Origin of the sequence: Bacteroides sp. 43_46 (genome assembly GCF_001915455.1) — a bacterium.
In the GTDB taxonomy this organism is placed as follows: Bacteria; Bacteroidota; Bacteroidia; order Bacteroidales; family Bacteroidaceae; genus Bacteroides; species Bacteroides caccae.
Map to the genome: position 1 here is coordinate 142,379 of NZ_MNQN01000126.1, position 15,032 is coordinate 157,410.

Annotated in this window: 10 protein-coding genes; 7 read left to right on the top strand and 3 right to left on the bottom strand. The window is 42.0% G+C overall.

Annotated elements, in window-relative coordinates:
* Positions 1 to 18 precede the first annotated feature (18 nt).
* Genes BHV72_RS15210 through murQ form a run of 7 tightly spaced genes read left to right on the top strand, consistent with a single transcriptional unit; the run spans position 19 to position 9,485 of the window.
* A complete protein-coding gene (locus BHV72_RS15210) occupies positions 19 to 1,491 on the top strand; it encodes a sodium:solute symporter (RefSeq protein ID WP_005678928.1) in 1,473 nt (490 codons plus the stop codon).
* 14 nt (positions 1,492 to 1,505) lie between these two features.
* Complete coding sequence (locus tag BHV72_RS15215) at positions 1,506 to 3,977, top strand: DUF4922 domain-containing protein (protein ID WP_286856450.1); 2,472 nt, start codon at positions 1,506 to 1,508, stop codon at positions 3,975 to 3,977.
* A gap of 6 nt (positions 3,978 to 3,983) precedes the next feature.
* Entirely contained in the window at positions 3,984 to 5,324 is a 1,341-nt protein-coding gene (locus BHV72_RS15220; protein WP_286856451.1) for a SpoIID/LytB domain-containing protein, read from the top strand.
* Between the two features lie 15 nt (positions 5,325 to 5,339).
* A complete protein-coding gene (locus BHV72_RS15225; RefSeq protein WP_055170224.1) occupies positions 5,340 to 6,623 on the top strand; it encodes an MFS transporter in 1,284 nt (427 codons plus the stop codon).
* A gap of 41 nt (positions 6,624 to 6,664) precedes the next feature.
* Entirely contained in the window at positions 6,665 to 7,780 is a 1,116-nt protein-coding gene (locus BHV72_RS15230) for an acyltransferase family protein (protein WP_055170121.1), read from the top strand.
* Entirely contained in the window at positions 7,777 to 8,613 is an 837-nt protein-coding gene (locus BHV72_RS15235; protein WP_286856454.1) for an ATPase, read from the top strand. Before BHV72_RS15230 ends, BHV72_RS15235 begins: the two co-directional genes overlap by 4 nt.
* 41 nt (positions 8,614 to 8,654) lie before the next feature.
* Positions 8,655 to 9,485, top strand: coding sequence for an N-acetylmuramic acid 6-phosphate etherase (gene murQ / locus BHV72_RS15240; protein WP_005678919.1), 831 nt, complete (start codon positions 8,655 to 8,657; stop codon positions 9,483 to 9,485).
* Positions 9,486 to 9,665: 180 nt separating this feature from the next.
* On the opposite strand, the gene bamJ is transcribed toward murQ, so the two are convergent.
* From bamJ to BHV72_RS15255, 3 genes are all read right to left on the bottom strand, one after another.
* The gene (gene bamJ / locus BHV72_RS15245) at positions 9,666 to 10,235 is read right to left on the bottom strand and encodes a BamJ family beta-barrel-assembly machinery protein (protein WP_005678918.1); all 570 of its coding nucleotides are present in this window, start codon (positions 10,233 to 10,235) and stop codon (positions 9,666 to 9,668) included.
* A gap of 11 nt (positions 10,236 to 10,246) precedes the next feature.
* The gene (locus BHV72_RS15250; protein ID WP_005678917.1) at positions 10,247 to 11,788 is read right to left on the bottom strand and encodes a glycine--tRNA ligase; all 1,542 of its coding nucleotides are present in this window, start codon (positions 11,786 to 11,788) and stop codon (positions 10,247 to 10,249) included.
* A gap of 702 nt (positions 11,789 to 12,490) precedes the next feature.
* The gene (locus tag BHV72_RS15255; protein ID WP_195414393.1) at positions 12,491 to 14,776 is read right to left on the bottom strand and encodes a hypothetical protein; all 2,286 of its coding nucleotides are present in this window, start codon (positions 14,774 to 14,776) and stop codon (positions 12,491 to 12,493) included.
* Positions 14,777 to 15,032 lie beyond the last annotated feature (256 nt).

Consider the following 15,032-nt stretch of genomic DNA (forward strand, 5'->3'; position numbering starts at 1 on the left):
ATCCTTTAAACAGTAGATATGAGTCCAATCGTTTTGTCCGTTACTATCGTGGCATACTTCGCAATCCTGTTCACAATCTCTTATATAGCAGGACACAAGGCCGATAATGAAGGTTTCTTCGTAGGAAACCATAAATCGGCATGGTATATCGTCGCTTTTGCCATGATCGGCTCCACCATCTCCGGAGTTACTTTCGTTTCTGTTCCGGGCATGGTGCAAGCCAGCAGTTTTTCCTATCTACAAATGGTATTGGGATTCATCGTCGGGCAAATTATCATAGCGTTTGTGCTCGTCCCGCTTTTCTACCGCATGAATTTGGTATCCATTTACGAATATTTGGAGAACAGGTTCGGCTCCTCGTCTTATAAGACAGGCGCATGGTTTTTCTTTATCTCAAAGATGTTGGGGGCAGCCGTACGGCTATTCCTCGTTTGTCTGACACTGCAACTGCTCATTTTCGAGCCCTTTCACCTCCCTTTCCTGCTGAACGTCATTCTCACCGTATTTATTGTGTGGCTCTATACATTCCGGGGAGGTGTGAAATCACTGATATGGACAGATGTACTCAAAACATTCTGTCTCGTTGTTTCTGTTGTCCTGTGCATTTATTATATAGCTTCGAGCCTGCACCTGAATTTTAACAGCTTAGTCACTACCCTATCGGACAGTGATTTCTCCAAGACATTCTTTTTCGATGATGTGAATGACAAGCGATATTTCTTCAAACAATTTCTGGCGGGTGTATTTACCGTCATTGCCATGAACGGACTCGACCAGGACATGATGCAACGTAATCTTAGTTGCAAGAACTTCCGGGATTCTCAAAAGAACATGATTACAAGCGGCATCTCACAATTCTTCGTGATTCTGCTTTTCCTGATGTTAGGGGTATTACTCTATACATTCACAGCGCAACAAGGCATTAAGAATCCGGATAAGAGTGATGAGATATTCCCTATGATTGCCACGGGAAACTACTTTCCGGGTATAGTCGGTATCCTATTCATCATCGGATTAATAGCTTCCGCCTACTCGGCTGCCGGCTCGGCATTAACCGCACTGACCACCTCTTTCACTGTCGATATTCTGAATGCACAGAAAAAAGGGGAGGCCGCTCTCAGCAAGATACGCAAGCACGTACATATCGGCATGGCAATCGTTATGGGAATCATTATTTTCGTTTTCAACCTGCTGAATAATACCAGCGTCATTGATGCGATTTATACATTAGCCAGTTACACGTATGGTCCTATTCTCGGATTGTTCGCCTTCGGTATCTTCACCAAGAAACAAATTTACGATAAATATATCCCGCCGATAGCTATCGCTTCCCCTGTCCTCTGCTATATCCTGCAAAGAAATTCGGAAGCATGGTTCAACGGTTATCAAATCAGTTACGAACTGCTATTATTTAACGCTGCATTTACTTTCACCGGGCTTTGCTTCCTTATTCGAAAGAAATCAACCATAAACAATACGACAGCTCTTTAATACCAATTAGCAAAATGAAAAAAAGAATCAATTGCTTTATACCTTTCGGCACTTCGGAAGATACAATGCAAACAGTGAAAGAATTACAAGCGTCAGAGCTAGTAGATAAAATCTATTTATTAGGTTCTGCTCCCGGTAAGAAATGTCTCCCGGATTGTAAATGGCTCCCTATCGATGGGCTTTACTCCACAAGTACGATGAAAACAATCGCAGCTCATGCAAGTACAGACTACATTCTGTTGTACACCAAACAAACTCCATTAAAGTTGGGATTATATGCATTGGAACGCATGGTGCAAGTTATGGAGAACAACAAGAAAAATGGAATAGTATATGCCGACCGCTATCAACAGATTCATGAAGAACTAAAACAAGCACCCGTCATTGATTACCAATTGGGAAGTGTTCGAGATGATTTCGACTTCGGTTCCATACTTTTATTCAGCACTTCCGCATTCACTTACACAGCGGATAAACTGTACAAAAGATATCAATATGCAGGACTATATAATATGCGCTTGTTCATAGCTGTCAACTATTCCATTATACACATTAACGAATATTTATATACCGAAGTTGAAACTGATACCAGAAAAAGCGGAGAGAAACAATTCGACTATGTAGATCCCCAAAATCGGGAAGTACAGCTCGAAATGGAAGCTGCTTGCACAGAATATCTGAAATGCATTGATGCCTACTTAATGCCTTCTTCTTCACGGACAGTCAATCTTTGCAACGAGACCTTTGAATTTGAAGTATCCGTAATCATCCCTGTCCGCAATCGTATTCATACTATTCGTGATGCAGTCAGCTCTGCTTTAAACCAACAGACTACCTTTCCTTTCAACGTTATCGTTATCGACAATCATTCGACCGACGGAACTACCGAAGCGCTTCAGGAACTAAGCGCAGACAAAAGATTGATTCATTTCATTCCCCAAGAGAATGATTTAGGTATAGGCGGCTGCTGGAACAAGGGTGTACATCACGAGAAATGCGGAAAGTTCGCCATACAGTTAGATAGCGACGACTTATATAAAGACGAACATACAATCCAGAAAATCGTGGATACTTTTTATAAGGAAAGCTGCGCAATGGTGATAGGAACGTATCTAATGACCGACTTCCACTTGAACGAAATAGCCCCCGGCATCATTGACCATAAAGAATGGACATTGGAGAACGGAAAAAACAATGCTTTACGCATCAATGGTTTGGGCGCTCCACGTGCTTTCTATACCCCTATCATTCGTAACATCAAATTTCCAAACACCAGCTACGGTGAAGATTATGCCATAGGATTAAACATTTCACGCGATTATAAGATCGGACGTATCTATGATATAATATACCTTTGCCGACGTTGGGAAGGTAATTCAGATGCCGCATTAAGTATTGAAAAAGTCAATCAGAACAACTTTTATAAAGACAGAATCCGCACTTGGGAAATACAAAGCAGAATTCAGATGCATACGATTGATGAAGATTTTCAGGAGCTTGTAGAAGAAATGATAGAAGATCAGAAAGAAAACTGGGAACTCGCGAAAAAGAATTATGAGGCACTGGAAGAAAATCTGGAAAAAGCAAAAGAACTGGAAGTCGAAGAAGATGATATTGAAATGGTGTTCCGAATTTTCCCCAACCCTCAACGCGCCCTCTCCACTATGGCAAAAACGGATACCCGCTCCATTCAGGAAAGACCATGTTTCTTATGCGAAAAGAATCGCCCTGCAGAACAAACCAGTTTGCCGTTCGGACATTATGAGATATGCCTCAACCCTTATCCCATTTTTCAGCGGCACTTGACAATCATCGACAAGGAACATACCTCACAAAGCATTAAAGGACGTTTTGAAGATATGCTTCACTTAGCCGAAAATATGATAGACTTCTATATACTCTATAACGGCCCGGAGTGCGGTGCTTCTGCTCCTGACCACATGCACTTCCAAGCAGCAGGAAAAGAGGAAAGTTTATCTACTCCCTTTTTCAAGGATTTTCTGAACGATATAATAGAACAAACAGACTTCGACGATGTCCCGGCTATCGTAAATAGCTATGCAAACAATACTTTTATAACCAGCATTGGTCTAGCATCAATTCTCAGGTCTGAATTAATAGAGAAATTCGAGAATATCTACAACATCCTCTCTACCTTTTACGGTAAAGAACCTTTAATCAATATAATAGCTTGGTATGCAATTGACAGTACAAAGCATGGCGAAGATGATGAAGTGGTAGCTTGGAATTGCGTCATTTTCCTACGTTCCAAACATCGTCCCGACTGTTACTATAACCAAGGGGAAAAAGGATTGTTAATAAGTCCTGCTGTTGCAGAAATGGGTGGTGTTTTCCCTATTATCAGAGAGGAGGATATGGATAAATTAAACACAAAAGAGATTATTGATATTTACAAGGAAATTAGTTTGTCACCGGAGCAGTTTGAAACCCTATGTGACGAATTATTCAGAAAAGACGAAGTGTAAAACTTTATGCAGGAGCCTGTCATTACAGTCGGTATTCTTTCCGGGAAAGAGATTGGATTCTCTTTCCCGAAAGAATTTATATCTTCTGACGGAATAGCAATCTGCGGAATACAACAGGCTGTCTATCGGAAAGGAAAAATCTGTTGGCAGGAGAAAGAATATGACGAACTCTCCTTCACTCCCCAACAAGATACTTCTTCTTTCTTTGAACTGCAAGACGTAACCATAGGCATCAACTTCCATTGGGAACGTAAAGAAGTTCAAAGATTCAAAGGTGAACTGAAGATTATTGTTGAAGATGACAGACTGACTGCTATCAATATAATTCCTATTGAAGATTATCTCACCAGCGTGATTTCATCAGAGATGAGTGCAACAGCTTCTTTGGAGCTATTAAAAGCACATGCCGTTATTTCCCGAAGCTGGCTGCTTAATAAGTTGAAAGTTGCAAATGGGAAATTGAAAGTTATTATGCACCCAGACAACACAGCCAACTTTGAACTTTCAACTCTCCCCTCTCAACTTATTAAATGGTACGACCATGAAGCCCACAAAAACTTTGATGTATGTGCCGATGACCATTGCCAGCGTTATCAAGGCATTACACGCGCCTCAACTCCACAGGCAATTGAAGCTGTTTTTGCTACACGGGGTGAAGTACTTATGTATGAAGGAGAGATTTGTGACGCTCGTTTCTCTAAATGTTGCGGTGGCGCTTTCGAAGAATTCCAGAACTGCTGGGAGAATGTAAAGCATCCCTATCTTATCGGGCAACGGGATAGTAAAACAGAAACGCGACTTCCCGACCTGACAAAAGAAGCGGAAGCCGATAAATGGATACGTACTTCTCCTGCGGCCTTTTGCAACACCCATAACAAACAAGTGTTGAGTCAGGTATTGAATAATTATGACCAGGACACAACAGACTTTTACCGTTGGAGAGTCTGCTACTCCCAACAAGAACTCTCGGAACTGATTCATAAACGTTCAGGAATCGAGTTCGGAAAAATCATTGATTTGATTCCGGTCGAACGGGGAACTTCAGGACGGCTGGTCCGATTGAAAATAGTAGGAACGTTACGCACTCTCACCATCGGCAAAGAGTTGGAGATCCGTCGTACCCTATCATCTTCCCACTTATATAGCTCCGCTTTCGTTGTGGACAAAGAATACAAAGAAGATGAAAAAGAAATCCCTTCCCGGTTTATCCTCACGGGATCCGGCTGGGGACATGGCGTGGGACTTTGCCAGATCGGTGCCGCCGTAATGGGGGAACAAGGCTATAAATACAAAGAAATACTATCCCACTACTACCCCGGTAGTGCGATTGAGCAACAATATAAATAGAACCCAATGAATACCATGACAACGCCAACCCTGAAAAGAGATCCTTGGAGCTGGATTCCAACCCTCTACTTTGCAGAAGGACTTCCCTATGTAGCAGTAATGACAATCGCTGTCATCATGTATAAACGTCTGGGGTTATCGAATACAGAAATAGCTCTTTACACCTCCTGGCTTTACCTGCCGTGGACTATCAAGCCCTTATGGAGCCCGTTCGTTGATCTGATTAAAACGAAACGAGCCTGGATTATTGCCATGCAAGGATTTATCTCAGCCGGATTTGCCGGTATTGCCTTTTTCATCCCGACAACACACTACGTACAATTCACCCTGGCTTTTTTCTGGCTGCTGGCATTCAGTTCCGCCACTCATGACATTGCAGCAGACGGTTTTTATATGCTCGGACTCAATAACAAGGAACAATCCTTCTTTGTAGGTCTTCGGAATACGTTCTACCGGTTTGCCAGTATTTTCGGTCAAGGAGTTCTTGTGATGTTGGCGGGTTGGCTGGAAACATTACAAAATAATGTACCTCTGGCATGGAGCATTACTTTCTATCTTATGGCAGGACTATTTTTGGCACTCACTATCTATCATCGTTTCATGCTCCCTTATCCCGATTCCGACGTCAAACGGGAAGGCCTGACACCCAGCAAACTGCTAGAAGACTTCTTTAAAACCTTTGTCTCTTTTTTCCAGAAGAAACATATAGGTCTTATGTTCTTTTTCCTGCTCACCTACCGACTGGGCGAATCTCAATTAGCCAAAATCGCCTCACCTTTCCTTCTGGATAGTATCGAAAAAGGAGGATTGGCTCTATCTACAACAACAGTCGGAATGATTTATGGTACCATAGGCGTTGCAGCTCTCTTATTCGGTGGAATCATCAGCGGTTTGCTCGTTTCCCAAGACGGATTCAAAAAATGGATATTACCCATGGCATTAGCGATTAATCTCCCCGACCTGTTATATATCTGGTTGGCAGCAGCAACCCCAGATAACCTCATTCTAATATCTATTTGTGTCGCCATTGAGCAGCTAGGCTACGGTTTTGGTTTCACTGCCTATATGCTTTATCTGATTTATATTGCGGAAGGCGAGCACAAGACTGCTCATTATGCTATCGGAACCGGATTTATGGCATTGGGCATGATGATTCCGGGAATGCCCGCAGGCTGGATACAGGAACACATCGGATATACCAGTTTCTTTATCTGGGTCTGTATTTGCACCATACCCGGCATTATAGCCTCATTGATGATTCGCAATCGGCTGGATGATTCTTTCGGTAAGAAACAATAAACAATTTACTTAATAACTTAACACATTAACAAGTAACAGTCATGAATGTAACAAGTAACAAACGTCTGTTGGCACTTGATGTAATGCGAGGCATTACTATCGCAGGAATGATTCTGGTGAATAATCCGGGTTCATGGGGATATGTATATTCCCCTCTTAAACATGCTCAATGGAACGGTCTCACCCCCACAGATCTGATTTTTCCTTTCTTTATGTTTATCATGGGAATCTCTACTTACATTTCACTCAGAAAGTATAACTTCACGTTCAGTACCCCCGCTGCCCTGAAAATTATCAAAAGAACGATTGTCATTTTCCTTATCGGGATAGCCATCAACTGGTTTGCCTTGCTTTGCTACTATCACGACCCGCTTCCCTTTGCCCAAATCCGGGTTCTGGGAGTGATGCAACGGCTTGCCCTTTGCTACGGAGCATCCGCATTAATTGCCTTGCTTATTAAACACAAGTATATCCCTTATCTGATCGTCGCCTTATTAGTGGGTTACTTCATACTCCTCATCACCGGCAACGGCTTTGCCTACAACGAAACGAACATTCTTTCCATTGTAGACCGTAGCATCCTGGGAGATGCACACATGTATCAGGACAATCACATCGACCCGGAAGGACTTCTAAGCACTATCCCTTCTATTGCACACGTACTGATAGGCTTTTGTGTCGGCAAACTACTAATGGAAGTGAAAGATATCCGCGAAAAATTGGAACGTCTCTTTCTTATCGGTACGATTCTCACTTTTGCAGGTTTCCTGCTTAGCTATGGATGTCCGTTGAACAAAAAGATATGGTCGCCGACTTTTGTTCTGGTCACTTGCGGATTAGGTTCCAGTTTTCTGGCTTTACTCGTCTGGATTATCGACATAAAAGGATACAAGAAATGGAGCCGTTTCTTCGAATCCTTCGGAGTAAATCCGCTCTTTATCTATGTACTGGCAGATGTTCTCGCTATCCTGCTAGGTGTCATTACCGTCACATATCAGGGAGAAAACACTTCCTTGCAGCAAGTCTTTTATGCCGGTGTCCTTCAGCCCGTTTTCGGTAATGAAAGCGGTTCCCTTGCTTATGCCATTCTATTTGTCCTTCTCAACTGGGCAATAGGCTATATATTATATAAAAAGAAAATATACATTAAGATATGATACTTATTGCAGATAGCGGTTCTACCAAAACCGATTGGTGCATCGTATTCAACGGCACCCTGATTAAACGAATTGGAACGAAAGGGATAAACCCTTTCTTCCAATCGGAAGAGGAAATCCAACAAGAGTTAACTGCCTCTCTCCTGCCACAGTTACCGGAAGGGACGATAAACTCCGTTTATTTCTACGGTGCAGGATGTACGCCCGAAAAAGCTCCCGTCCTCCGACGGGCAATTGCCGACAGCCTGCCCGTCATAGGAAATATAAAAGCCAATTCGGATATGCTTGCCGCCGCCCGCGGACTATGTGGACACGAAGCAGGCATTGCCTGTATCCTCGGCACGGGTTCCAACTCCTGCTTTTACAATGGCGAAGAGATTATAAGTAACATTTCACCTCTTGGATTTATTCTGGGTGACGAAGGAAGCGGCGCAGTATTAGGTAAACTGCTGGTAGGCGATGTACTGAAAAACCAGCTTCCGTCAACCATAAAAGAGGCTTTTTTAAAGCAATTCGACCTGACAGTCCCCGAAATCATCGACCGGGTTTACCGTCAGCCTTTCCCGAACCGTTTTTTGGCAAGCCTCTCTCCTTTCCTGACTCAACACCTGGACGAACCTGCTATCCGCACACTCGTGCTCAATAGCTTCATTGCTTTCCTTCGCAGAAATGTAATGCAATATGATTACAAGCAATATCCGGCACATTTCATCGGTTCTGTTGCACATTGTTATAAGGATATATTACAAGAGGCAGCACAGCAAACAGGGATTCAAGTCGGTAAAATCCTCCAAAGTCCAATGGAAGGATTAATCCAATATCATCAAAAATAATTTCTCTATCTACAATTAATTGGTAAACAGCAATTTGTATTATGCAGATAACCGAACAACCATCGCTTTACGATCACCTGGAAAAGAAATCCGTACGGGAAATACTGGAAGACATCAATCGTGAAGATCAAAAGGTAGCATCAGCCGTACAGAAAGCAATTCCGCAGATTGAGCACCTTGTCAACCTGATTGTCCCCCGCATGAGACAAGGCGGACGTATCTTCTATATGGGGGCAGGGACAAGCGGCCGTTTAGGAGTATTGGACGCTTCGGAGGTTCCCCCTACCTTCGGAATGTCTCCCAATTGGATTATCGGACTGATAGCAGGAGGTGATACGGCCTTGCGCAATCCCGTAGAGGGCGCCGAAGATGACACAAACCGTGGTTGGGAAGAACTGACCGAACATCACATCAACAATAAGGATACCGTTATCGGCATTGCCGCTTCCGGTACTACTCCTTATGTAATAGGAGCTTTACACGAAGCACGCAAACAGGGGATCCTGACTGGTTGCATCACTAGTAATCCCGATTCTCCTATGGCAGCAGAAGCAGATGTTGCCATTGAAATGATCGTCGGACCGGAATATGTCACAGGCAGTTCCCGGATGAAATCCGGCACCGGGCAAAAAATGATTCTAAACATGATCAGCACTTCTGTGATGATCCAACTCGGACGGGTGAAAGGAAACAAAATGGTGAACATGCAATTGAGCAATCAAAAGTTAGTGGAAAGAGGAACACGGATGATTATGGAGGAATTAGGATTAGACCACGATCATGCCCAAAAGTTATTATTGCTTCATGGTTCGGTAAAGAAAGTAATTGACGCAAACAGCCAATCATTTCACCGAAATACAAAGTCTAATTAACCTATACCGAATTTTAGGAGAGGGACAGGAATAAACTGTACCATGCTCTCTGTTTTGTAAATTGATGAAGAAAGAGGGGGTCCGAAAAGTGAAGTGCACCCCAAAAGTTAGACAAAAAACTTTTGGGGTGCACTTCATAATAGACGCAACACCTGTTTATCTTTATTATACTATATAAGATTATAATTCTACAATCTTATCTAACTTTACGTTATAGACTAATGCCGAATAAGGTTGTAAAGAACCGTCTTCGCTAGTACCGGAGCCATATCCACTCTGATAAGGAATATACAAAGTCCATAATTCACCTTCTGTCATATGCATCAATGTATATGACCAACCTGTAATTACCCCGTCCAAAGAAAATTTGGATGGTGAATCGTAGTTGCTAGGTTTAATCCCATTAAAGTTCTGCTGCACCACATCTCCGTTAAAATAAGTCATACGATAATATGCACTTACCGTAGAAGTATATAGTGGTTTTTTCTGACTGCTATTTTCATCCTTACTAATCTTCTTAACGTACAACATTTGATTATTAGTCGGATCTTTGTAAGCATGAAGTTTTTCCGGGTCGTTATCCGGCAAAGCCTTATTCTCGGCGCTGTTATATACATTTGCAATAGAATCAATGAATGCCTCACTACGTGCCTGCCAATTATCATAGCGACCCGCCTCCTCTGTTTCACTACAAGCAGTAAACGTCAGAGCCAGCAATACTAAAGAAAATAAATAGATCTTTTTACTCATTCGTCAAAGGTTTATTGTAAAGTTTTCAATAGAGAAGTGATACTTACTCTGTCTGCAATGATATTATTCAGTTCAGAGATAGCCACACGTTCTTGCTGCATGGTATCGCGGTTACGCAATGTCACACAGTTATCTTCCAATGTCTGATGATCGACTGTTACACAGTACGGGGTACCGATTGCATCCTGACGGCGGTAACGCTTGCCGATGCTATCTTTTTCGTCATATTGGCAATGGAAATGGAACTTCAGGTCATCGATGATTTCACGCGCTTTTTCAGGCAGACCGTCTTTCTTCACCAACGGCATAACCGCCAGTTTCACCGGAGCCAAAGCAGCAGGCAATTTCAAAACAACACGGCTTTCACCATTTTCCAGTTGTTCTTCGCAATAAGCGGCGCTCATAATGCTAAGGAACATACGGTCTACACCGATAGAAGTTTCAATTACATACGGAGTATATGATTCGTTCAGTTCAGGGTCGAAGTATTTAATGCTCTTTCCGGAGAACTTCTCATGTTGTGACAAGTCGAAGTTGGTACGGGAGTGGATACCTTCTACCTCTTTGAAGCCAAACGGCATCAGGAATTCGATGTCAGTTGCAGCATTTGCATAATGCGCCAATTTATCGTGATCATGATAACGATAGCTTGCATCGCCGAAGCCCAGCGCCTTATGCCATTTCAGACGGATTTCTTTCCATTTCTTGAACCAGTCAAGTTCCGTTCCCGGTTTTACGAAGAACTGCATTTCCATTTGTTCGAACTCACGCATACGGAAGATGAACTGACGGGCAACGATCTCGTTACGGAAAGCCTTACCGATCTGTGCAATACCGAAAGGAACTTTCATACGACCTGTTTTCTGCACATTCAGATAGTTTACGAAAATACCTTGTGCCGTTTCCGGACGAAGGTAAATCTTCATAGAACCGTCGGCAGTAGAACCCATTTCGGTAGAGAACATCAGATTGAATTGACGAACCTCTGTCCAGTTCTTAGTTCCTGAAATCGGGCATACGATTTCTTCATCAATAATAATCTGACGAAGTTCCTCCAGATTATTGTCGTTCAGTGCTTTTGCGAAACGGGTATGAAGAGCATCACGTTTTGCCTGATGTTCCAACACACGTCCGTTGGTAGAACGGAATTGAGCCTCATCAAAGCTTTCTCCGAATCTTTTGGCAGCTTTCGCTACTTCCTTATTGATTTTATCGTCATATTTAGCCAACTGATCTTCAATCAGTACGTCGGCACGATAGCGTTTCTTGGAATCTTTGTTGTCAATCAATGGGTCATTGAATGCATCAACGTGTCCGGAAGCCTTCCAGATAGTAGGATGCATAAATATGGCAGAGTCGATCCCGACAATGTTTTCGTGCAACAGCACCATGCTGTCCCACCAGTATTTCTTGATATTATTCTTCAATTCAACGCCCATTTGACCGTAGTCATACACAGCGCCCAGTCCGTCGTAGATATCGCTTGAAGGAAATACGAAACCGTACTCTTTACAGTGCGATACTAGTTTCTTAAAAACGTCTTCTTGTGCCATTTTCTTTTCTATATCTATTAATTTGATTTTGCTTTTTTCGTAAAAAGTGCCACAAAGATAGGGATTTATCTCATAAATAAGACAGGTAGGGTATTAATTTATCTTATTCCTGAACTTCTTCGCCGAAACGGGAAACGAGAAAAGAAGATAAGCCTCCTCTTTTTTGTTCAAAAATATAAAGTCGGAATATGTTATTATAGTTTATCACATTAATAGTTGAAATTAAAACATTTCAATGAATGCGTTTCAAATAAATCAAAAAGTGTTTACTCTTTATTCATAATCGATTAAACCTTTTCTAATAAATAAATGAATCGTTTATTATAAACGTCACCCTAGTTTATTATAAACTTTCGCACGCCCTTCCAAAGCGAATATATCAATATTATGCAACAATAAAGGCTGCGAATTTATAATAAATCCACAGCCTTTATTCCCCAAATCGTTTTTGTGAGTCTATTTCCATAGACACCAAACGTCTATGTCGTCAAATTATAGTACCATTCCAAGGTACAAGAAGATCCTCTATGATAGCAAAAAGCAATTCTTTTTTTCATTTATTCCGGTTTTTAGCTAAAAGACAATAGTCGATTACAAATATACAATATAAATAAGACGTTGTCAAGTAAATCTGTTATTGGCAGAGTTAAATAATGAAAGAATGAATCTTTAAAAAGTTATGCATATCATTTATAAATGTCTTTATTCAAAGATATACCAATTAAATCCTTTTGCGGGTATTCTAATTTTCAACGAAATAGAATAGTCTCTGTCAACAGTATAGGTCCGGGCTTTGCCATCCTGTTCTTTTACCCGAACTTTATCATGCAAACCGGTATAGTATAATGGTACCCGAATAGTGCGTTCGATGTCAGTTAAAAGAGGGTTATACACAGCCAGAAAGCCTTTCTGTTGAATGTCAGGATTAACATGCAGGATACCATCCCAGTCTCTGCCATCAGGGCGACGTAAATGAACAATATCAGAATCTAGAATACGACGATATTTCTTATAAAAAGCGACCCAATGACTTACCATTTTGCGAGTATCCTCCGTATCATACAGTCGGGGACCTCGAAAACATGCCTGGACTCCCGCCCCGAATAGATTCTGCAAACGAATCTGGTAATGCTCCAAATGTTCGCAAAGAGGCTCAATAGTCGCAGCTTCCCCGCCTCCATGATATTGTGTAAGAGGAACAAACATAAAGCCCATAGTCGGAGTTTTCTGCCAAGTTCCATCATATATGTTTTGGCGTTCAATAATTTCCTGATATGCACGGGGCAACGACCAGTTTGTTTCTACATATCCCATTGGGGTTTTGTTGGAGCCATTGAGAAAATACCAATCGGGAACATTCAAATATATGCCCTGTTCACGACACCAACGATAAAAGTGCCGTATCACCTCCCATTGCTTCCATTGGGAATCCAAATAGCCGCGATGATGTTTGTGTTGTGTCGAAGCACAAGGATCTCCGGGATAAGAACCGTCATTCTCAAATACCCCCATACCCGTCTGCGTAAAGAATGAGCGTAACTTGCCAAAGTAAGTATCTCCCCATGAAGAAGCAAGACAAGGAGATTTTCCAAAGCGGCTTCCCTCTTCCCGTGTTGTAGCAGGTTTTCCTGTCTTTCTACTGATAGCGGCATCTTCCGTCTTGGCGCCTCTGCTTGCCAATAGCGAATATCCGCCGAGTGCTATACCTTTAGAGTGAGCATAAGCATTCAGCCGTTTCATCATTTCCATATATTCCGGAGAATTGTTTTCTATATTAAACCCGCTGCCAAAAGTCATTATTACCATTTCAAAACCAACAGCGGCACATTGGTCTATGGCGGCCTTAACAGAAGCTTCATCCGAGCGGCGAACGTGCATAAAAATAGGATTCTCTTGAGTCCAGGGTGCCATCATTCTCCAAAAACGGCATTCCGCTAACCCGCGGCGTTCATTATCAGTGGCATCTCTCAGCATTTCAAAAGCTGTGCATGAACGGAAAGTCATTCCCGGAGTTATTTCATAATCAGGACCAATAGGCGGGCATACTTCTAAACGCGCCGGTTTGTACTGTCCGTAATACCGTATTCCGGTAGCTTCATATTCCGGATGGTCGAACACCCAACGGACTGCCGGATTGTCTTTCATCGCTTCCATATCACCTCCCATGGCATAATCAGTCACTACAAAGAGCTGTGTAAAGCGATCTATATATTCACGAGGCGCGTCAGTCTGTGCAGGAGATTTCCGATAATTACGAGTGTAAGTACCCGGTTCCTGAGCCAACATACGTATTTCATGCGGTTCACCATAGTGCACTTTGGGAGCTGTTTCCGTTAAAGCCAGTATTTCAGATTTAAAAGAATTCAGAACAATCGAAGATTTTCCTTGATTTTCAACTTCTATCTGTTTTGACAGGATAGGAGCCCCATCATATAGCTCATAGATCACTTTTACCGTCACATTCCGTATCATTTCCGGTGCACGTGGGGCAGCTTTATATATAAAAACAATCCGCTTGCCGGGAGCCGGCCATGGATTTTTGTTCGACAACCATTCTTGTTTGGGACGATAGGGAAAACGTTCGATCGTTTCTCCCACTGTATGGCTCACATACGTGAATGCAGTGTCGCAACTTATCATATCCTCAATAAAATCGTTATTCAGAAAATTTTGAACCGGTTGTTTATAAAGCCCTCCTACCGGATATTCCATACCATTAATGGTCAATACAGCTTCCGGACGGATAGCACGCAGCTCCGCATTGCCATTCATCAAATTGTCAAATGCAATCGTTGCGACATTAGGAGATAATATGAATGTACGTGAGAGTAGCCCGTTACTAAGGCACAATTCTTTATCGGTAGTTGTCACTTTGGCTTGATAGGATGATCCGTCAATCAACCAATCTTTTTGAAGATTCAATGCAAGAGAATATTGTACTTGTAATGCACACAATATCACCAGGATGTGTTTTTTAAGGTGTTTCATATAACTCAATATATTATATAGATAAATTCAAACATAAGCAAAAATACAGGAGGTGCATAATTTATATACACACAAATATTGTAAAAAAGTACGGTTTTCAATCTACATGAACAAAATAAGCACATTTTATGGAGGATTTGAACACATTTCTACTAAAAAAGTCTATCGGCAGAATTAAATATACACAAAGTCAACTCCGCCAACCGGTCAAATAAATCAAGAATATGACTCTTTATCCCATTAACCTGTATGTTCA

Excerpts from the sequence above, each read along its gene's own strand:
- BHV72_RS15220 (WP_286856451.1), top strand. The coding sequence starts at position 3,984 with ATGCAGGAGCCTGTCATTACAGTCGGTATTCTTTCCGGGAAAGAGATT.
- BHV72_RS15230 (WP_055170121.1), top strand. The coding sequence starts at position 6,665 with ATGAATGTAACAAGTAACAAACGTCTGTTGGCACTTGATGTAATGCGA.
- BHV72_RS15250 (WP_005678917.1), bottom strand. The coding sequence starts at position 11,788 with ATGGCACAAGAAGACGTTTTTAAGAAACTAGTATCGCACTGTAAAGAG.
- murQ (WP_005678919.1), top strand. The coding sequence starts at position 8,655 with ATGCAGATAACCGAACAACCATCGCTTTACGATCACCTGGAAAAGAAA.
- BHV72_RS15255 (WP_195414393.1), bottom strand. The coding sequence starts at position 14,776 with ATGAAACACCTTAAAAAACACATCCTGGTGATATTGTGTGCATTACAA.
- BHV72_RS15210 (WP_005678928.1), top strand. The coding sequence starts at position 19 with ATGAGTCCAATCGTTTTGTCCGTTACTATCGTGGCATACTTCGCAATC.
- BHV72_RS15215 (WP_286856450.1), top strand. The coding sequence starts at position 1,506 with ATGAAAAAAAGAATCAATTGCTTTATACCTTTCGGCACTTCGGAAGAT.
- BHV72_RS15225 (WP_055170224.1), top strand. The coding sequence starts at position 5,340 with ATGACAACGCCAACCCTGAAAAGAGATCCTTGGAGCTGGATTCCAACC.
- bamJ (WP_005678918.1), bottom strand. The coding sequence starts at position 10,235 with ATGAGTAAAAAGATCTATTTATTTTCTTTAGTATTGCTGGCTCTGACG.
- BHV72_RS15235 (WP_286856454.1), top strand. The coding sequence starts at position 7,777 with ATGATACTTATTGCAGATAGCGGTTCTACCAAAACCGATTGGTGCATC.